Raw genomic sequence first — 18734 nt, forward strand, 5'->3', positions numbered from 1 at the left:
CCGCAGCAGCGGCCTGAGAAACAGTCAGCTCCGGTGTCAACCGAAGCCTGGGCAGACCCCACCCTCACCCCAGCCGCCTAACATGAGACACAACAACCGAGACAACCCTGCGACAGATCAACCGAGACACAACAGGGAATCAGGGTCCGTGAAGGTGGCCCTCACGGACCATCGGCGGGGGGCGAGGGAGGCTTCAGCCGGGTAGGTCCTTGCCGCCGAGGGAAGTCAGGTCAGGTCCGCTGGGCGGGTGCCGGTGGAGGTTAGGGGCAAGCCCAGGGCTACGCGTTCGGTCAGCCAACTGGCCGGGCGGTAGCGCGGATCGCCGGTGGCTCGGTGCAGGCCGTTCAGGATGCGGAGGGCTTTTTCCGGTCCGATCAGGTCGCCCCATTCCAGGGGGCCTCGGGGGTAGCCCAGGCCTAGGCGGACTGCGGTGTCGATGTCGGCGGGGGCGGCGAGGCCTTGGTCGGCGATGTAGCAAGCCGTGTTGATGATCGAGGCCAGCAGGCGTTGGGCGATGGGGGCGGCACCGTCGCGGACGACCGTTACCGGGGTTCCGGTGGCGGCCAGGGCACCCCAGGCGGCGCGGCCGTAGTGCGGGTCCAGTCCTGGGTGGACGGACATCGTGAAGCGTGATTCGTAGCCCAACGCATCGACGCCGACGACGCGTGCGGCGGGCAGTTCCAGTTGTCGCGCAGCTTCCACAGTGGACTCTCCGCGCAGGGTCACCAGAAGAACGGTGTCGGGGTAGGCGTCTGGGACTACGTCGATGCCTGCCGCGGAGAGGAGGCGGCCCAGGCGTTCGTCGGCGGCGTAGACCGGCATGGTCGGGGCGGGCGGGGCGCTGGGCTCGGGAGGGAGTTCTTGCTTTCCGTCGACATAGCGGTAGAAGCCTTCGCCGGTTTTGCGGCCGAAGAGACCGGCGGCGACGCGGGGGCGGGTGAGCCACGACGGCCGCAGGCGCGGCTCGCTGTGGAAACCGCTCCAGATGCTTTCCAAGACCGCGTGCGAGACGTCCAAACCGGTCAGGTCCAGCAGTTCGAACGGGCCTAGTTTGAGGCCGAGGACGTCGCGGGCGATGCGGTCGACTTCGGCGGGCTCGGCGAGAGACTCGGAAAGGATCTGCAGGGCTTCGGTGTTCAGGCCGCGGCCGGCGTGGTTGACGAGGAACCCGGGGGCGTCCTTCGCCAGCACGGGTTCGTGGCCCCAGCCGCGGACGAGTTCGAGGGCTTCGCTCGGCAGCCAGTCGGCGGTGCGCGCGCCGGGGACCACCTCGACCAGGCGCATCAGCGGCACTGGGTTGAAGAAGTGCAGGCCGACCATCCGCGTCGGATCGGTGAGGCCGGCGGCGATTTCGGTGACGGACAGCGAGCTGGTGTTGGTCGCGAAGATCGTGTCCGGTCCGCAGATCTTTTCCAGTCCGGCGAAGAGGGTCCGCTTCGTTTCGAGGTCTTCGCGGACGGCTTCGATCACCAGATCCACGCCCTCGGCGGGAGCGAGCGGGCCGTCGACCGGGACGAGGCGTTCCTTCGCCGCGCGGCCGGCCTCCTCGGTCAGCTTCTCCTTGGCGACCAGCCGGTCGACCATCGCGCTGACGTGGTCGATCGCCGCGGTGACCGCTTCCGGCTGCACGTCCGCGAGTTCCACGGTGACGCCGCCGGTCGCGGCGAGCTGGACGATGCCTCGTCCCATCACCCCGGTGCCGATCACCCGGATCCTGTCGACCCGCCCGGCCCATCCCGTCACGTCGAACCCACCTTTCACTCTGGCGCCACGGCGAACTTACCCCGGACTACAGCCCGACGAAGTCCGCCATCTGCCCGACGAGGTGCTCGAAGTACGCGTCCGCCGGATCGACGCTGCCGACGTACTGGCCGAACAGCTCGAAGCTGAGCGCGCCGAACAGCTGGGTCCAGGCGGCGATCGCACGCATCACGACCTCGGCCGGCGCGTCGATCTCGAGGATCTTGGCTAGCTGGCCGGCCTGTGCGCGCAGCTCGTCCGACATCGGCGCGGTGACCGCCGGCTCGTGCGGATGTGCGTCGCGCAGCACCGCGACCAGCGCGAAGGCCACTCGCCCGGCGGGGCCGACGGTGTCCTGCGGAGCTTGGTAACCGGGGATCGGCGAGCCGTAGATGAGCGCGTATTCGTGCGGGTTCGCGCGGGCCCATTCGCGGGTCGCGCGCCAGATGGCTCGCCACCGTTCGCGCGGGTCGGCGGTGTGCGGATCGGCTCGTTCGGCGGCCTCGCCGATCGCGTTGTACGCGTCGACGATCAGCGCGGTGAGCAGGTGATCGCGGCTCGGGAAGTACCGGTACAGCGCCGACGACACCATCCCCAGCTCCCGGGCGACCGCGCGCAGGGAAAGCCCGTGCGCGCCGACCTCGGCCAGCTGGCGGCGGGCTTCGTCCTTGATCTCCCGGGTCAGCTCGGCGCGGACCCGCTCGCGGGCGGTTCGGGGGGCGGCAGTCATGCGCTCAGTGTGCCTGGGAAGAGAGCGCTGCGCAAAACCGAGAGCACTGCTCTTGACTCGAGACAGGCTGCGGGTGTTCACTGTTCACAACAGAGAGCACCGCTCTCGGAACTGAGGAGGATCCCATGGCCAGCACTCGTTACCTCGAACCGGGCAAGGCGACGGCGGCGTTCAACGGCTGCGTCCGCTGGCTCACCAAGCGCGGCCTCAGCGTGTGGGGCAGCCGGGTGCTGGGCGTCCGCGGCCGCAAGTCCGGCGAGCTGCGCGAGGTGCCGGTGAACCTGCTGCCGTTCGAGGGCAAGCAGTACCTGGTGGCCGCGCGCGGCGAGACCCAGTGGGTGCGGAACCTGCGTGCGGCGGGCGAAGGGCAGCTGACGGTCGGACGCCGCACCGAGACGTTCACCTACCGCGAGCTGCCGGACGAGGAGAAGCCCGCCATCCTGCGCTCGTACCTCAAGCGCTGGGCGTTCGAGGTCGGCACGTTCTTCGAGGGCGTCGACGCGAAGGCCCCGGAGGAGAAGCTGCTGGAGATCGCGCCGGGCTACCCGGTGTTCGAGGTCTTCCCCCGGTGAATCAGCGTGTGCGGCCGCGGAACGTGGTGGCCGCGACGAGAACCACGCCGACCAGGAACGCGACCAGCCCGATCAGGAACCAGAGCTTTTGGCCGGTCATGAAACTGCCGGTCAGCACGCCGGCGCCCTGCAGCACCCACACCGCGCCGACGAGCACCAGCACCACCCCGCACGCCAGCGTGATCCACCGCTTCACGACCATCTCCTCGCTCGGGAAGGGAACCTCGAGGAAGTCTCTCAAGGTTCCCTTCCCCGCGCGCTACCCGCGGCGGCGAGGCTGTCCGTTGCCGAACTGCTGTGCTTCGCCGAGCGAGGTCGCGGTGGCCGTGGTGCCCTGGACCTTCGCGACCACGGTGACGTTGTCGCCGGACTTCGGGGAGCCGGTCTTCTGCGTGGACGAATCCAGCGTGTAGGTCTGCTTGTAGCCGTCCTTGCTGGTCAGGGTCACCGAGGTGGCGCTGAGTTCGGTGATCGTCCCGGTCTGCAGGCGTTCGGTCACGTACCCGCCGGCCGGATCCGCCACCACGAAATCGCCGTGCAGCGCTTCCCGCAGCGCGGCCATTCCGCCCATCCCGCCCCGGCCGGCGAAACCGCCCTGCCCGCCGGGTCCGCCCGGTCCGCCGAATCCGCCCGGACCCTGCTGCGCGGTCGCGTCGCCGCCGCTGGTGCCGGCCCAGATCGCCAGTCCGCCGCCCACCGCGATCACCACGGCGACGCCCGCCGCGATCGCGGTTTTCCGTCCCGACCACGCCTTCCCCGGGCCGCTGCCGCCGGATGCGGGAGCAGGCTGCTCTCCCCAGGTCGCGCCCTGTGCTGGATCGGTCGTCATGGTCTCCTCCGGAACGTTCGAGCTTGTCCTTCCCGAGCGTCGGGGCGGCCGCTGTGCGGAAGCTGTGCCGGACGTGGGGGACACCTGTGCACCTCGGCCGGGGAGCGCTGCACAGGAAACACACAGCCAGGGCACAGCTCGACCTGAAGACGGGGCCCGAAGATGGCACCATGAGCAGTGTGAACGCCGCTTCTGCCGGCCGGGGCAAGGCCGAACTGCGGCGCGCGGACGGCAGCCCGGTCCGCGTGCTGGTCGTCGACGACGAGTCGACGCTGGCCGAACTCGTGTCCATGGCCCTGCGGATGGAGGGCTGGGAGGTGCGCAGCGCGGGCACCGGCGCCGAGGCGGTGCGCATCGGCCGCGATTTCCGGCCGGACGCCGTGGTGCTCGACGTGATGCTGCCCGATTTCGACGGCCTCGAGGTGTTGCGCCGGATGCGCGCCGAAACGCCGTATCTGCCGGTTCTTTTCCTCACCGCGAAAGACGCGGTGGAGGACCGGATCGCCGGGCTCACCGCGGGCGGCGACGACTACGTGACCAAACCGTTCAGCCTGGAAGAAGTGGCGCTGCGGTTGCGCGCGCTGCTGCGCCGGGCCGGCGGCGTGTCCGGGGCGACCGGATCGCAGCTGGTGGTCGGCGATCTGACGCTCGACGAGGACAGCCGCGAGGTGCACCGCGGCGGCGACCTGGTGCCGCTCACCGCGACCGAGTTCGAACTGCTGCGGTACCTGATGCGCAATCCGCGCCGGGTGCTGTCGAAGGCGCAGATCCTCGACCGCGTGTGGAGCTACGATTTCGGCGGCCAGGCCAATATCGTCGAGCTGTACATTTCCTACCTCCGCAAGAAAATCGACGCCGATCGGGAACCGATGATCCACACCATGCGCGGCGCCGGGTATGTCCTCAAACCTGCCGCGGGCTGACCGCCGTCGTCCGTGGTCCCTGCGCCGCCGGCTGATCGTGCAGCTGGCGGCGCTGCTCGCGCTGGTCTGCCTGGTGGTCGGCGTGGTCACCGAATTCGCGTTGAACAGCTTTCTCGTCGGACAGCTCGATGGGCAGCTGGCGGCGGCTAGCGATCGCGGGTTCCGCCACGGCGTTCCGCGGCCGCCCATCACCGGTACCGGGAAACTGCCGCCGGACCCGCTGCGCGTGCTCGGCCAGCCCGAGGGGACGCTCAGCCTGGTCGTGCACGACGGAACGGTCAACGGACAGGTGATCGGCCCGCTCGGTCTCGTTCCGCTGACGCCGGAACAAGACCGGCTCCTGCTCGTGCTCGCGCCGAACGGCCAGCGCCGCACGGTCGATCTTCCCGGGAATCTCGGCAAGTACCGGGTGGTCGCGACGTATTCGCCGCGCGGCGAATTCACCGTGATCGGGCTGCCGATGGACCGGGTCACGGAAACGTTGTGGCGGCTGGGATTCATCTTCGGCGGCGTGGCGCTCGGCGGCATTCTCGTCGCCGGATTCGCCGGTGCGGTCACGATCCGGCGCACGATGGCCCCGCTGGACCGGCTCGCCGCCACCGCTTCCCGGGTGTCCGAGCTGCCGTTGGACCGCGGCGAGGTCGCGCTGTCCGAGCGAGTGCCCGAAGTGGACACTGACCCGCGCACCGAGGTCGGCAAGGTCGGCTCGGCGATCAACCGGATGCTCGGCCACATCGCCGAGGCGCTCAACGCCCGGCACGCCAGTGAAAGCCGGGTCCGGCAGTTCGTCGCGGACGCCAGCCACGAGCTGCGCACGCCGCTCGCCGCGATCCGCGGGTACGCCGAACTGACCCGGCGCGGCAGCGAACAGGTGCCGCCGGACATCGCGTTCGCGATGAGCCGGGTGGAGTCCGAATCGGCGCGGATGACGACGCTGGTGGAAGATCTGCTGCTGCTCGCCCGGCTCGACTCCGGACGTCCGGTGGTGCACGAGCCGGTCGATTTGTCCCGCCTGGTCGCGGATGCGGTCGCCGATTCGCACGTCGCCGGTCCGGACCACAAGTGGCTGCTGGAGCTCCCCGGCGAACCGATCGCGGTGCTGGGCGATTCCGGGCAACTGCACCAGGTGGTGCTGAACCTCCTCGGCAACGCCCGGACGCACACTCCCGCGGGCACCACGGTGACCACCGCACTGTCCACTCGCGACGGATGGGTGACTTTGTCCGTTGTGGACGATGGGCCGGGAATTCCGCAGGACATCCTGCCCGAGGTGTTCGAGCGGTTCGCCCGCGGCGACAATTCCCGTTCGCGGGCTGCCGGGAGCACCGGACTGGGCCTGGCGATTGTCGCCGCGGTGGTGGCCGCGCATTCCGGACGGGTGATGGTCACCAGCGCTCCGGGACGAACGGAATTCGTGGCTTCGTTCCCGCAATTGCGTGACGGTGGCAACACTCCTTCGTGAGGAATTCACAGCCCGCGCACAGCCCGGGCCGTGAGAATGGCGGGCATGACGACTGTCGTCGCGCCGCGCTGGGTGCGCCCCTCGGTCGCGGTGCTGCTGCTCGGCACCGCCGCGTTGTATCTCATCAACGTCGCGATTTCCGGATGGGGCAACGATTTCTACGCGATGGCCGTGCAAGCGGGTACGTGGGACTGGAAAGCGTGGTTCTTCGGTTCGCTGGACCCGGGCAATGTGGTCACCGTCGACAAACCGCCGCTTTCCCTGTGGGTGATGGGATTGTCCGGGCGGGTCTTCGGGTTTTCCAGCTGGAGCATGCTGGTGCCGGACGCGCTGGCGGGCGTGGCCTCGGTCGGCCTCCTGTATCTGGCGGTGCGGCGGCTTTCCGGGCCTGTCGCCGGGTTGCTCGCCGGGGCCTTGCTCGCGCTCACGCCGGTGGCCGCGTTGATGTTCCGCTTCAACAATCCGGACGCGTTCCTGGTGCTGCTGCTCGTCCTTGGCGGGTATTTCCTGGTGCGGGCGCTGGAAAACGCCGGCACGAAGTGGCTGTTGCTGGCGGGCGTCGCGATCGGCTTCGGGTTCCTCGACAAGATGCTGCAGGCGTTTCTGGTGTTGCCCGCCTTCGTGCTCGCCTACGCGGTCGCTGCCCCGACTTCGTGGGGACGGCGGGTGTGGCAGTTGCTCGCGGCCGCCGGAGCGGTGGTGGTTTCCGCGGGCTGGTGGGTGCTCGCGGTGGCGTTGTGGCCGGTGTCGGATCGGCCGTACATCAGCGGGTCGACGAACAACAGCGTGCTGGAACTGGCCTTCGGGTACAACGGGCTCGGCCGGATCTTCGGGCAGTCGCACGGCGGGGACGCGCGACCGAAACTGCCGGAGTTTTCCGGTGCCGGGCACGGTTTCGGCGGCCAGGCGGGCTTGACTCGCTTGTTCACCGAGCAATTCGGCGGCGAGGCGTCGTGGCTGTTGCCGGCGGCGTTGCTCGGACTCGTCGCCGGATTGTGGTTCACCCGGCCCGCGCCGCGTATCGACCGGACTCGGGCGGCGCTGCTGTTGTGGGGTGCCTGGACGGTGATCAGCGCGCTGGTGTTCAGCTATATGAGCGGCATCATCCATCCGTACTACACGGTCGCGCTCGCTCCTGGAATCGCCGCCACGGTCGCGATTTCCGCGACTGAGCTGTGGCGCGGCCGCGCCTACTTCGCTCCGCGGGCGGTGCTCGCGGTGATGCTGGCGGCGACCGTCGCTTGGAGCTTCGTGCTGCTGTCTCGGACCCCGAACTGGCAACCGTGGGTCCGATACACCGTCCTGGTGCTCGGCGTCCTGGGCGTGGTCGGGCTGTTGATCGGCACGGCGCGTCGAGCCGTCGCGGTGCTGGCGCTGGTGGCGGCCATGCTGGGCATGGCGTCTTTCGCCGTGGCGACGGCGTCGACCGCGCACACCGGAGGGAGTCCGGCGTCCGGGCCGCCAAGCCAGCACAAGGGCCGCAGCAGCTTCGGCGGACCGCAACAGTCCAATGTGGAACTGAACCGGTTGCTGGAGACCACCACGACGAAGTGGGCCGCCGCGGAAACCGGCGCGATGCAGGCCGCCGGGCTGGCGTTGAACAGCGGCAAGCCAGTGCTCGCGGTCGGCGGGTTCAGCGGCAGCGACCCCGCGCCGACGCTCGCCCAGTTCCAGCAATACGTGGCGAACGGCGAGATCCACTACTTCGTGGTCGGCGCGCGCAACGGCCGCTTCGGCCCCGGTGGCCCAGGAGGCCCAGGAGGCCCCGGAGGCCGCGGTGGCGACCGCGGAACCTCGGCAGCGATCACCACCTGGGTCGAGCAGCATTTCCGCTCCACCACGTTCGGCGGCGCGACGGTGTACGACCTCACGCAAAAGTGACTGAGGTATTGGCTCCGCACAAGACAAAACACGGCAGCTCGGCCGGGACGCGTCCAGCCAGCCAAGCGGCCAGCGGAGCCGCGGCGGCTGGTTCGACGACGAGCCGGAAGTCGCGCCACAGCAGGTCGCGCGCGGCGAGGAGTTCGGCGTCGGACACGAGTACCGACGTGACGGACGGCGAGTCGAGGATGCCGAACGCCAGCTCGCCGACGCGGGTGGCGCCGAGCGCGGAAGCGGCGACCGAGTCGATAGTGACGTCCACCGGCGCGCCCGCGGCGAGGGCGGCGTGCAGTGCCTGGCAGCGCTCCGGCTCCACCGCGAACACCTGACGTCCGTCCGCGGCCAGCGTCGCGCCGGACGCCAGCCCGCCGCCGCCCACCGCGACGGCGATGGCGTCGACGTCCGGTGCGTCGGCGACGATTTCCGCTGTCACGGTTCCTTGCCCGGCGATCACATCGGCGTCCTCGTACGCGTGCAGGTAGCGGGTGCCGGGGTCCTCGGCGACCGCCAGCGCGGCTGCCGCGGCTTCGCCGTACGTCGCGCCGTGCCGGATGAGCTTCGCGCCAGCCGCTTCGATGCCGGCTGCCTTCGCCTCGGGGACAGACTCCGGCACGTAGACGACCGCGGGAACCCCCAGCGTCTGCGCGGCGGTCGCGACTCCGAGACCGTGGTTGCCCCCGGACGCGGTGACCACGCGCTTCGGCTTGGGGCCGTTGAGCAGGGCGTTTACCGCGCCGCGCAGCTTGAACGAGCCGGACCGCTGGAGGTGCTCCAGTTTGAATACGAGCGGACGACCGTCGATTTCGGTGCGTAACAGCGGTGTCCACCGGACGTGTGGTCGAAGGCGGAGGTGGGCAGCGGCGACGTCAGCGGGGACAGGTGCGGTGCGCATATCGGTCATTCTCCTCCCGGCGCGTTCCGGTGCGTGCCGCTCGGCGGGAAAACCGCAGCGTGTCAGGGCGCGACACGGGGAAGAGGGGCATTGTCCATCTCTTGCGGATCTCGCTAAGCTCTGCGCAGACGTGGGGTGTCCGACCATGTGCGTACCGCGACGAGTACTACCGAGAGTAGTAGCGTCCTGCGGGTGTCCCCGTTCGGTGCACTTCACGCCTCGGTCTCGTCGGGACTCCTCGGGAACGGAAGGTGACGTGGATGCGCGACGGCTCGGCCCGGTCGCCGGAATCCGCTGCGCGGCTGCTCGACCGCCTCGGGATCCGCACTGTGCGGGCGCGAGCGACCGTGCTGGTCGTGGCTCCGCTGGCGCTGGCCGCCGCGGCGGCGATTCCACTGGTGTTTTCCCAGGTCACCGCTGCTTCGAGCGCGGCGACCGCTTCGGACGTCGCGGCCCGGGCGCAGCGGGTGGGCGGCCTGGTCGGGCAGTTGCAGCGGGAAAGCCTGCTCACGGCCGCGTTCGTCGCGGATCCGTCGGCCACGAATTCGGCGCTCGTCCGGCAGCAGGAGGCGGTGGACCGCGCCGCGCACGGGGTCGTGGACAGCCTGGCCAGTCCGGGTGGCGCACTGTCGAAACTGCGGCAGAACGCGCTCAATCGTCAGATTTCCGTAGCTGATGTGTCCACTGGCTACGATTCCACGTCCGTCGGCGTGATCGACGCGCTGGGATTGGCCACTTCGGACAGTGCTGATGCCCGGGCGCTCGACGCGTTGCTGCGCGCGGACGAGCAGCGGGCGGCCCGCACGACCGCCTTGCTCGCGTCCACCGGAGCCGACCGCGCGGGTCAGCGTGCTGCGGTCTACGGAGAACAGTTCGCCCGGCTGGCCGGGAACGCGGACGCGGCACAGGTCGCCGCGGTCGAGGCCGGGGCGACGGCCCAGCAGCTCGACCGGCTGGCCGCGGCACCCCGGCAAGACCGGCAGTTTGTGTCCGATGTGGTCACTGCCGGTACCCAGCTCGCGGATCAGCGCGATGCGATGGAAACCCGGCTCACCGGCGCGCTCGCCGATGCTGCTTCCGCGAAAGCGTCCAGCGCGACCCGGACGGCGTTCCTCGTCGGCGGTGCCGCGATTGTCCTTTTCGGACTGGTTGCCGCGTTGTCCGTGCTGGCCGCGCGATCCATTGCCCGGCCGCTGCGCCGGCTGGGCAGCCAAGCCCGCTCGACCGCCGACCTGGCCGCGGCTGAATTGGTTCAGGCCGCGGAGCCGGGAACGGATTCGCCGCAACCGGTGCTGCCCGCTCTCGAAGCGGGCACCGGCGGCGAACTGGCTGAGCTGGCCGATGCGTTCAACCGGCTCCGCACCACGGCGGTGGAAGCGGTGACCGAGCAGGCGAACGCGCGCCGCGCGGGAGTTCAGTTGCTGGTCGGGGCGGCCAAGCGGACGCAGAACCTGGTCGCCGGTCAGCGCACCGCGGTGGAGGAGCTGACGCGCGGCGCCGACGATCCGGTGGTGCTCGCCGGGCTGCATCGAGTGGGGCACGCCGCCCTCCGGCTGCGCCGCACCGCCGACAATCTGCTTGTGGTGACCGGAAATCGGGACGAATCGCGGGTCGGCGGCCCGATCGAACTGGCCACCGCGCTGCGGTCGGCCGCCGCGGAGATCGACGACGAATCCCGCATCCGGATGGGCGAGCCGGCCGAGGCGCTGCTCGCGCCGTCGCTAGGCATCGACCTGGTGCTGTTGTTCGCCGAACTGCTGGAAAACGCCGCCGCGTTCTCGCCGCCGGAGTCGCTGGTGGAGATTTCGACGGAGTTCGAGGCCTCCGGCGACCTGCTCGTGCGCATCGCCGATCACGGCGTCGGGCTTTCCGTGGAGCGGCTGGCGCAGGAGAACCACCGGCTCGCCGAACCGGTCGAGGCGGCGTCGGGGCAGCAGCTCGGCCTGGCTGTCGTCGGGCGGCTCGCGCGGCGGCATTCGCTGCGCGTCGAACTGGAGTCCACTCCGGACGGTGGGGTGACGGCGAAGGTTTCGGTGCCGCAGGCGTTGTTCACCCGCGACGTCGATTTCCGGCGCGGGCCGGGGCTTTTCGAGCCAGGTCAGGTGCCCGACCCGCGGCCGGTGCTGCTGCCCGCGCCCGCGATCGCCGCGCTGTCCACGCCGGCTCCGCCCGGGTTCCGGTGGTTCGCCGATCCGCCGGAGCCCGAAGCCGGCGAAGCGAAGCCGGAAGAGGCTCCGGAATGGCCGGAGGCGGAGCCGGAATTCGCCTCCCTGACCGGAACTCTGGAACTCCCCGACGCACCCGAAGAGTCCACTGAGAACACCCCGGACGTCGCGGACCCGTCGCCGACGCACCAGTTCACCGTGGTGCCCCCGGAATCCCGGGACGGTGTCTTCCGCCGAGTCCCCGGCGCCCAGCTGGCTCCCGGGCTCAAACTGCCGCAGCTCGTCCGCACCCCGTTGCCGCGCCGCGAACTGCGCGATCCGGCCGCCGAGCGGGCCACCTTCGACTCGTTTTCCGACGGGGTCGCGAAAGCACAGCAAGTCACCGCTCGCCAGGCCGATCAAGGAGGATCATGACCGTTCCCGCCGCCGCGCAGAACTTCAACTGGCTGGTCAACCGCTTCGCGCTGCACACCGCGGGGGCGATCGCCGCGCTCGCGGTCTCCGCGGACGGGCTGTTGATCGCCGCGTCGCAGGATCTCGACCGCGCGGACGCCGACCGGCTCGCGGCGACCTGCTCGGCGATGCTCGCGCTGGCCCAGAGCGTGTCCGAAAGCCATCCGCTCGGCGATCCGGACAAGGTCGTGGTCGAACTGGAACGCGGCTACCTGGTGGTCTGCACCATCAGCATCGGCTGCTCGCTCGGCGTACTGGCCAACAAGCAGGCCAGCCTCGGCACGATCGCCTACGAGATGGCGATGTTCGCCAACCGCGCGTCCGAAGTCCTCACCCCCGCGCTGGTCGAGGAGTTGAAGAACACCGCGTTCGCCTGACCCGTGAAGATTCTCGTGCTTGGCCCGGCCGGAGCCGGGAAAACGACGGCGGTGCAGGCCGTTTCGGAGATCGCGCCGGTGCGCACCGACGCCGGCGACACCACCGCGGCGCTCGACTTCGGCAGGCTCGGCGAGGGCGAGCGGCGCCGCTACCTGTTCGGCGCGCCGGGACAGGCCCGGTTCTGGTTCCGCTGGCCGGACCTCGTGCGGGGCGCGGACGCCGCGCTCGTGGTGGTCGACCCGCGGCGGATCGCGGACGCCTACCCGGTGCTCGACGCGGTCGAGGGGACGCGGCTGCCGTTCGTGGTCGGGGTGAACTGTTTCGACGGCCTGCTCACCCGGCCGCTGCCCGACGTGCGCTGGGCGTTGACCGTGCGCGACGGCGTCCCGGTGCACCCGTTCGACGCCCGCGACCCGGCGTCCGTGCGCGAGGTGCTCGACCTGGTCGCGGCGGGGGTGCCCGAGGGGGCGCGGGCGCGGCAACCGAGTCCGCTATAGTCGTCTGCGGGGACCCCCCGTGGCGTCCACCCTGTGAACTTCCCCAGGGCCGGAAGGCAGCAAGGATAAGCGGGCTCTGGCGGGTACGGGGGGAACCCGCTTTTTTTATGCGCTAGAAGAGTCCGAGGACGTCGTCCGGCGGCGTCGGCGAGGGCAGCGCTTCCCCGTCGAAGACCGGAGCGGCCTTCCCCCGAAGCTGCCGTAGCTCAGCGCCGTGCACCACCCGCGCCGGATACGGCGAGGACGCGGCGCGCCGGGCGAGCTCCGCCGTCGGCAGTTCGAGCCGGGAAGCGGCCAGCACGAGATTGCCGAACCGGCGGCCGCGCAGCACGCTCGGCTCGGCCAGCAACACGACGTGCGAAAACACCTCCGCCAGCGTCGCGAGGAACCGGCGCGCGAACGGCAGGCCAGGGCCGTCGGAGATGTTCGCCAGCATCGTCGCGCCCGGCCGCAGCACGCGGGCCGCGTCGGTCACGAACTCGACCGTCGCCAAGCCGCTGGCCAGCGTCGCGCGCTCGAAGGCGTCGAGCACGATCACATCCGCCGTCGCGTCGTGCCGGCTGCGCACGCCCGCGCGGCCGTCCTCGATCCGTACCCGCAGTTTCGGGACGCTGCGCAGGTCGAGCTGCTCGCGGACCAGGTCGATCAGCGGCTCGTCGGCGTCGAACACCAGCTGCCGCGAACCCGGCCGCGTCGCGGCGACGTAGCGCGGCAGGGAACAGCCCGCGCCGCCGACGTGCAGCGCGTCGAGCGGGCCGGGCGGCAGGAAGTCGACCAGGTCGCCGAGCCGGCGCACGTAGTCGAACTCCAGGTTGGTCGGGTCGTCCAGGTCGACGTAGGACTGCGCCACCCCGTCGACCGAAAGCATCCACGCGTTCGGCCGGTCGGCGTCGCGCAGCAGCTCGGCGGTCCCGAACCGCACCGGATACGTGCCCGGTCGCGGGCCGCTAGGCGCACGGCCGCGACCGGAACGGGAGGGGCTCACCGTGCTCACTGTAGTCTCGGGTCCGTGGCTCTCGCGCTGTACCGGAAGTACCGTCCGGCGACCTTCGCCGAGGTCGTCGGCCAGGAGCATGTGACCGAACCGCTGCGCACGGCGCTGGCCGCCGGGCGCATCAACCACGCGTACCTGTTCTCCGGGCCGCGCGGGTGCGGCAAGACGTCGAGCGCGCGGATCATGGCGCGCTCGCTCAACTGCGCCAAGGGCCCGACCCCGGATCCGTGCGGCGAGTGCAACTCGTGCCGTGCGCTCGCGCCGGAAGGCCCCGGCAGCGTCGACGTCACCGAACTCGACGCGGCCAGCCACGGCGGCGTGGACGACGCCCGCGAACTGCGGGACAAGGCGTTCTACGCGCCCGCCGAATCGCGCTATCGCGTGTTCATCATCGACGAGGCGCACATGGTCACCACGCAGGGCTTCAACGCGCTGCTGAAGATCGTCGAAGAACCGCCAGAGCACCTGATCTTCATCTTCGCCACCACCGAGCCGGACAAGGTGCTCACCACCATCCGCTCGCGCACGCACCACTACCCGTTCCGGCTGATCCCGCCGAGTTCGATGCGGGAGCTGCTGGAACGCAATGTCGCCGCCGAGGGCGCGACGGTCGAACCGGCGGTGTATCCGCTGGTGATCCGGGCCGGCGGCGGTTCGGCCCGCGATACCCAGTCGGTGCTGGACCAGTTGCTCGCCGGAGCCGGTCCGGAAGGCGTCACCTACCCGCGGGCGGTGGCGCTGCTGGGCGTCACGGACACCGCGCTGATCGACGCGGTGATCGACGGGCTCGCGAACGACAACCCGGCCGAGGTGTTCGGCACCGTCGAGAAACTCGCCGAAGGCGGACACGACCCGCGCCGCTTCGCCACCGACCTGCTCGACCGGCTGCGCGACCTGCTGCTGATGCGCGCGGTCCCGGAAGCGGGCGAACGGGGTCTGGTGTCCGCGCCGGACGACGAACTGAAGCGGATGACCGAGCAGGCCGAGAAGCTCGGCCCGGCCACGCTGTCCCGCTACGCCGACATCGTCCACAATGGACTTCTCGAGATGCGCGGCGCGACGTCGCCGCGGCTCGTGCTCGAACTGCTCTGCGCGCGCATGCTGTTGCCGTCGGTCACCGAGGCGGAGAAGGCCTTGCTGGCGCGGATCGAGAAGCTCGAGCGGCGTCCGGCGGGTGCGCCCGCGGCGGCTGGACCCGCTGCTTCCGCCGCTCCTGCTGCTTCCGCTGCACCGGCGGAGGCTCCGGCGCGGTCGTTCCAACGGCCTTCGCAGCGTCCGGCTCAGGAAGCTCCCGCGGCACCGGCCCGTGCGGCGGAGGAACCGGCGCGTCCGGCTCGGCCGGAGGTCAGCCGTCCAGCTCCGGCTCCCGCCCCGGCTCCGGTGGACCAGCCTGCCGCGGCCCCTGCTCCGGCCGTGGAGGAAGCGCCGGCGGCGGGCGGGATCGACGCGGCCAAGGTGCGCGAGAAGTGGCCGCAACTGCTGGCGTCGCTCCGGAAGTTCACCGGCGGTCGCGCGCTCGAAGCCATGCTCACGCAGGCGACGGTCGCCGAAGTCGACGGTTCGGCCGTCACGCTGACGCACAAGTCCGAACCGCTCGCCCGACGGCTGAGCGACCAGGGCAACGCGAGCAAGATCGCGGCTGGGCTGAGCGAGGTGCTCGGCGGCGAATGGCAGGTCCGCTGCGTGCACGGCGCGGCCCCGGCCGCCGCTCCGGCACGGCAGGCTCCCCGGCAGCAACCGGCCGCCCCGGCTCCGGAACGGTCGTTCACGCGCCCGTCCGCGGCCGCCCAGGCCCCGCCCGCGCCAAAGCCCGCGCCGGAAGCCCCGAGCCGTCCGCGGGTCACCACGAGCGAACCGGACATCCCGCTCCCGCCCGAGCCCGCGGACGAGGACGACGACATCTACTCCGAGGACTCCAGCCCGGTCCCACCGCCTCCGCCGCCGCCCGCGGAGGAGGACCCGGAGCAGATCGCCCGCAAACTGCTCTCGGACCACCTCGGCGCACGTCCGCTGGACTGACCGCGTCGTGAGCGGCGTGGCCGGTTAGAACCGGCACCGCCACTCACGACCACGCGAGCCGCACCTTCTGCGGGTGCTGCGTCGGTGTCGTCTGCACGGTCACGGTCCGGGTCGCCGCGTCCCAGCTCCAGCTTCCGCTGCGCCGCCCGTCCACGTACACCGCGGCGGGCGCGCTGGCATTCGTGAACCGGACCGTCCAAGCGCGCTGCGAGGCACCGATCGCGAGCGTCGCCGAGTGGGCATTTTCGGTGTACCGCAAGGCAGTTGGGGCGGACCCGTCGTTGAGCGTGAAGGTGCCATCGTGGCCGCCAGCCACCGTGGCCGTCGCTCCGGTGTGGGGATCCTGCGCGTCCCCGGCCACGTTTCCGCTGCGGGTGACCAGGATTCCGCCCGAGCGCACGAACACCGGCATCGTGTCCCAGCCCGTGGTGATCTGCGCGGTGCTGCCGCCGCGGTAGGTCTTGCCGGTGAAGTAGTCCGTCCAGTCGCTGCCCGGCGGGAACCAGACGCTGGTGGTCGCGGTGGCGCCCGGGCTGGTCGCCGGAGCCACGAGGACGTCCGGGCCGTACAGGTACTCCCCGCCAGCCTGGGCGTATGCCTCCTGCTGATCCGGATATCGCAGGTACAGCGGGCGCACGATGGGCATTCCCGTCGCGGTGGCCTGCTGCGCGAGCGTGTACGTGTAGGGCACGAGATTCTCGCGCAGGTTGAGGAATTTCGTCGCGGACGCGTCCGCCTCGGCTCCGTATTGCCAGGGCAGCCGGTCGCTGTGGTTGGAGTGCAGCCGGTCGATCGGCTGGAACGTGCCGAGCTGCACCCACCGCGCGTACAGATCGTCCGGCAGCTTCGTGCTGCCCGGTTCCGTGCCCGGCTGCTGCAGCCCGCCGGTGTGGCCGCCGATGTCGTGGCTGATCGAAGCCAGGCCGGTCGCGGCGGATTCGCCGGGCGTGTAGCCGACCTCGAAGGCCAGCGTGGCCCAGTCGGAAATGGTGTCCCCGGTGAAGTGCAGTGTGGTGCGCTTGTCCGCCCACGGCCCGGTCGGCACCGCGGTCGGCGAGCTGTATCCACCGGCTTGCAGCGAGCCGTAGGCACGGGAGAACGCGAAGCTGCCGCGCTGTGCGTACTGCTGGTTGATCCACGCGTCCGGAGTGACGCCGGCGAGGCTGGATTTCGAGCTGTCACAACACCAATCGAGCCACCAGACGTCGTTGCCCTGCTGTTCGATCGGCCGGTGCAGGTCGAAGTAGGCGCGCAGCTGGTCGGGGTCGCCGAAATCGAAGACGTAGCAGTCTTTCCCGCAACCGGGCTGCAGTTTGCCCTTCGCGGTCGCCTGCGCGGCCGGGAACTGCGGGTCGTCGGCGCGGATGCTCGGGTGGATGTTCAGCGACGTGTGCAGGCCCTGGTCGTGCGCCCACTGGAAGAACGCCTTCGGATCGGGGAAGCGGGTCGGGTCGATTTCCCAGCCGTTCCACCGGTCCGGCGATTTGAAGTCGGTGTCGACGACGAGCAGGTCGAGCGGCACGTGCTGTTCGCGGAATTTCGGCACGATCGTCTGCTGGAAGTCGGCGGCCGTGCGGTCGTAATACTCGGAGTACCAGACGCCGTAGGCCCAGCGGGGCAGCAGCAGCGACGGCCCGGTCAGCTGCGCGAGTTCCCGCAGCGCGCGGCCGTAGTCCTGGCCGTAGGCGAAGACGTAGCCGTCCTGGTAGGTCTGGCTGCTGGGCCGTTGGGTGACGACTTTGGTGCGCGGGTCGTACAGCGCGGATGCGGTGTCGTCGAGGAGCGACCAGCCGTCCTGGTAAAGGATTCCGGGCGCGGAGACCGCACTTCCGTCGACCCCGTCGAGACCTCGTCGGTAACCGCCGAGCGGCGCGTGCGGGGCGAGCAATGCCGAATGCGCGGCGGTGACGGCGACGGTGTCGAGGTTGACGTGGCAGTTCGCGTCCGGGCAGGACAGCGTGACGGTGTTGGCGCCAGCCTTGAGCTTCACCGGGATCGCGTTGGTACGCCACGAATTCCAGCTGCTGGTCGGTGGCAGCGTCAGATTGGTCGAGGTGTCTCCGGCTTGGAGCGTCAGCGAGGTCGGCTGGGTTTGGCCGGAAACGGCGGTCGCGTCCGCGTAGCGCAGCTGCAGATCGTAGGCGCCGTCGGCGGGGACCCCGGTGATGGTCAGCGCGTCCGACGCGCCGGGTCGCTCCATGCCGGCGAGGAAGGCCTTGCCGGAGTGGCCGTCGTGGTCGCTGGCCGGGTGCGCGCCGCCGGACAGCGCGCCTTGCTCGGCCTCGCAGAGGACGCCGAACGCGCACGGGGTCGGCGCGGGTGGCACCGGGGACGGGTATTGGGCACCGGGGTTGACCACGGCGAGACTGTCGATGTTGACGTTGCCCGAATCGGCGGTATCACGCTTCACGGTCACCTGGTGCTGCCCCGCGGGCAGAGTGAGCGGCACGGTCGCGAGGGCCCAGGTGTCCCAGTCCGCGGTGGCTGGAAGGGTGACGATGTGCGCGTTCGTTCCGTCGACGAGGACGGTGAGCGTGCGGGTGGTGTGCTGTCTGTCGCCGCCGGTTCCGTTGGCATAGCGGAGATCCAGCTGGCGATCACCCGGCGCGGTGACGCGGAAGGACAGACTGTCGCCAGCGTTGATGAAGCCCGCCGCGAACCCGTCGCCGGTGTAACCGCGGTGGTCGCTGGCCGTGCCGGGCCCGTTGAGCTGCAGTTGTTCGGCTTCGCAGAGGGTGCCGAAAGCGCAGCTCGGCGTCAGCTTGCCCGCCCACGGCCGCGCGGTGACGTCCTGGGCGCCGGTGCGCAGCTGAACGGTGAGGTTGTCGTCGGAAAACGCGCCCGAGTCGAGCTTGTAGCGCAGCTGGACGGCGCTGGTCCGAATGGTCAGCCAGCCGTCGCGTTTCGTTGCGGTGTACGGAGTTTTGGGGAAGCTGTCGCGGCCGACCGCGTTGAACGTGCCGGCGTCGACGAACTTGGCGTCGCCCGCGTATTCGGTGCGGATGAGCGTCGGCGACAGGACCTCGAACCGTGCTTGCCCGGCAGTCACCGCCTGCGGATCGGCCTCGGCGACTCCCGTCGACACGAGAGTGCCCGCCATGGCGGTGACGGCGAGCAGCCGTACCAGTCGTCCTCGGAGTGATGTGGCCACCGGCGCCTCCTCGACAGGTCCCCAGCGACGGTAAGTCGGGACCGATCA

Annotated in this window: 15 protein-coding genes and 1 other RNA gene; 9 read left to right on the forward strand and 7 right to left on the reverse strand. The window is 70.6% G+C overall.

Annotated features, from left to right (window positions below):
* Positions 1-225: 225 nt before the first annotated feature.
* Complete coding sequence (locus L942_RS16740; protein ID WP_037361298.1) at positions 226-1743, reverse strand: 3-hydroxyacyl-CoA dehydrogenase; 1518 nt, start codon at positions 1741-1743, stop codon at positions 226-228.
* A gap of 46 nt (positions 1744-1789) precedes the next feature.
* Complete coding sequence (locus L942_RS16745; protein WP_037361301.1) at positions 1790-2470, reverse strand: TetR/AcrR family transcriptional regulator; 681 nt, start codon at positions 2468-2470, stop codon at positions 1790-1792.
* Positions 2471-2595: 125 nt separating this feature from the next.
* Here L942_RS16745 and L942_RS16750 point away from each other — a divergent pair, with 125 nt between their 5' ends.
* Entirely contained in the window at positions 2596-3042 is a 447-nt protein-coding gene (locus L942_RS16750; RefSeq protein WP_037361303.1) for a nitroreductase family deazaflavin-dependent oxidoreductase, read from the forward strand.
* 1 nt (position 3043) lies between these two features.
* Here the strand turns inward: L942_RS16750 and L942_RS16755 are convergent, their stop codons facing one another.
* Together L942_RS16755 and L942_RS16760 are read right to left on the reverse strand one after the other, a co-directional pair.
* The gene (locus tag L942_RS16755) at positions 3044-3238 is read right to left on the reverse strand and encodes a hypothetical protein (protein ID WP_037361438.1); all 195 of its coding nucleotides are present in this window, start codon (positions 3236-3238) and stop codon (positions 3044-3046) included.
* Positions 3239-3301: 63 nt separating this feature from the next.
* Positions 3302-3871, reverse strand: coding sequence for a hypothetical protein (locus L942_RS16760; RefSeq protein ID WP_037361306.1), 570 nt, complete (start codon positions 3869-3871; stop codon positions 3302-3304).
* Between the two features lie 170 nt (positions 3872-4041).
* Here L942_RS16760 and L942_RS16765 point away from each other — a divergent pair, with 170 nt between their 5' ends.
* Genes L942_RS16765 through L942_RS16775 form a run of 3 tightly spaced genes read left to right on the forward strand, consistent with a single transcriptional unit; the run spans position 4042 to position 8137 of the window.
* Positions 4042-4794: a response regulator transcription factor gene (locus tag L942_RS16765; protein ID WP_009084604.1), complete on the forward strand. Its 753-nt coding sequence runs from the start codon at positions 4042-4044 to the stop codon at positions 4792-4794.
* Positions 4769-6256 (forward strand): sensor histidine kinase, encoded by a 1488-nt coding sequence (locus tag L942_RS16770; protein WP_037361308.1) that lies wholly within the window; start codon positions 4769-4771, stop codon positions 6254-6256. The genes L942_RS16765 and L942_RS16770 overlap by 26 nt, the downstream gene beginning before the upstream one ends.
* 45 nt (positions 6257-6301) lie before the next feature.
* The gene (locus L942_RS16775; protein ID WP_051166047.1) at positions 6302-8137 is read left to right on the forward strand and encodes a glycosyltransferase family 39 protein; all 1836 of its coding nucleotides are present in this window, start codon (positions 6302-6304) and stop codon (positions 8135-8137) included.
* On the opposite strand, the gene L942_RS16780 is transcribed toward L942_RS16775, so the two are convergent.
* Complete coding sequence (locus tag L942_RS16780) at positions 8124-9029, reverse strand: serine/threonine dehydratase (protein ID WP_106964920.1); 906 nt, start codon at positions 9027-9029, stop codon at positions 8124-8126. The two genes, L942_RS16775 and L942_RS16780, sit on opposite strands and share 14 nt — an antisense overlap.
* A gap of 260 nt (positions 9030-9289) precedes the next feature.
* Here L942_RS16780 and L942_RS16785 point away from each other — a divergent pair, with 260 nt between their 5' ends.
* From L942_RS16785 to ffs, 4 genes are all read left to right on the forward strand, one after another.
* Entirely contained in the window at positions 9290-11608 is a 2319-nt protein-coding gene (locus tag L942_RS16785) for a sensor histidine kinase (protein WP_037361313.1), read from the forward strand.
* Positions 11605-12024 (forward strand): roadblock/LC7 domain-containing protein, encoded by a 420-nt coding sequence (locus L942_RS16790; protein WP_009084595.1) that lies wholly within the window; start codon positions 11605-11607, stop codon positions 12022-12024. Before L942_RS16785 ends, L942_RS16790 begins: the two co-directional genes overlap by 4 nt.
* Before the next feature lie 3 nt (positions 12025-12027).
* The gene (locus L942_RS16795; protein WP_037361315.1) at positions 12028-12522 is read left to right on the forward strand and encodes a GTP-binding protein; all 495 of its coding nucleotides are present in this window, start codon (positions 12028-12030) and stop codon (positions 12520-12522) included.
* A gap of 5 nt (positions 12523-12527) precedes the next feature.
* Positions 12528-12627, forward strand: an RNA gene (gene ffs, locus L942_RS42510) — signal recognition particle sRNA small type.
* A 7-nt stretch (positions 12628-12634) separates the two neighbouring features.
* Here the strand turns inward: ffs and L942_RS16800 are convergent.
* The gene (locus tag L942_RS16800) at positions 12635-13444 is read right to left on the reverse strand and encodes a spermidine synthase (RefSeq protein ID WP_037361317.1); all 810 of its coding nucleotides are present in this window, start codon (positions 13442-13444) and stop codon (positions 12635-12637) included.
* 87 nt (positions 13445-13531) lie between these two features.
* Between L942_RS16800 and L942_RS16805 the strand changes: the two genes are divergently transcribed.
* Positions 13532-15535, forward strand: coding sequence for a DNA polymerase III subunit gamma and tau (locus tag L942_RS16805; RefSeq protein WP_037361319.1), 2004 nt, complete (start codon positions 13532-13534; stop codon positions 15533-15535).
* Between the two features lie 43 nt (positions 15536-15578).
* Here the strand turns inward: L942_RS16805 and L942_RS16810 are convergent, their stop codons facing one another.
* On the reverse strand, positions 15579-18686 hold the full coding sequence (locus L942_RS16810; protein WP_037361321.1) for a TIM-barrel domain-containing protein: 3108 nt from the start codon (positions 18684-18686) through the stop codon (positions 15579-15581).
* Positions 18687-18734 lie beyond the last annotated feature (48 nt).

Source organism: Amycolatopsis orientalis DSM 43388 (assembly GCF_000411975.1).
In the GTDB taxonomy this organism is placed as follows: domain Bacteria; phylum Actinomycetota; class Actinomycetes; order Mycobacteriales; family Pseudonocardiaceae; genus Amycolatopsis; species Amycolatopsis orientalis_D.

What these genes read in the sequence shown, in the direction of transcription:
- L942_RS16745 (WP_037361301.1), bottom strand. Translation starts at nt 2,470, where the DNA reads ATGACTGCCGCCCCCCGAACCGCCCGCGAGCGGGTCCGCGCCGAGCTG.
- L942_RS16750 (WP_037361303.1), top strand. Translation starts at nt 2,596, where the DNA reads ATGGCCAGCACTCGTTACCTCGAACCGGGCAAGGCGACGGCGGCGTTC.
- L942_RS16760 (WP_037361306.1), bottom strand. Translation starts at nt 3,871, where the DNA reads ATGACGACCGATCCAGCACAGGGCGCGACCTGGGGAGAGCAGCCTGCT.
- L942_RS16765 (WP_009084604.1), top strand. Translation starts at nt 4,042, where the DNA reads ATGAGCAGTGTGAACGCCGCTTCTGCCGGCCGGGGCAAGGCCGAACTG.
- L942_RS16770 (WP_037361308.1), top strand. Translation starts at nt 4,769, where the DNA reads ATGTCCTCAAACCTGCCGCGGGCTGACCGCCGTCGTCCGTGGTCCCTG.
- L942_RS16775 (WP_051166047.1), top strand. Translation starts at nt 6,302, where the DNA reads ATGACGACTGTCGTCGCGCCGCGCTGGGTGCGCCCCTCGGTCGCGGTG.
- L942_RS16780 (WP_106964920.1), bottom strand. Translation starts at nt 9,029, where the DNA reads ATGCGCACCGCACCTGTCCCCGCTGACGTCGCCGCTGCCCACCTCCGC.
- L942_RS16785 (WP_037361313.1), top strand. Translation starts at nt 9,290, where the DNA reads ATGCGCGACGGCTCGGCCCGGTCGCCGGAATCCGCTGCGCGGCTGCTC.
- L942_RS16790 (WP_009084595.1), top strand. Translation starts at nt 11,605, where the DNA reads ATGACCGTTCCCGCCGCCGCGCAGAACTTCAACTGGCTGGTCAACCGC.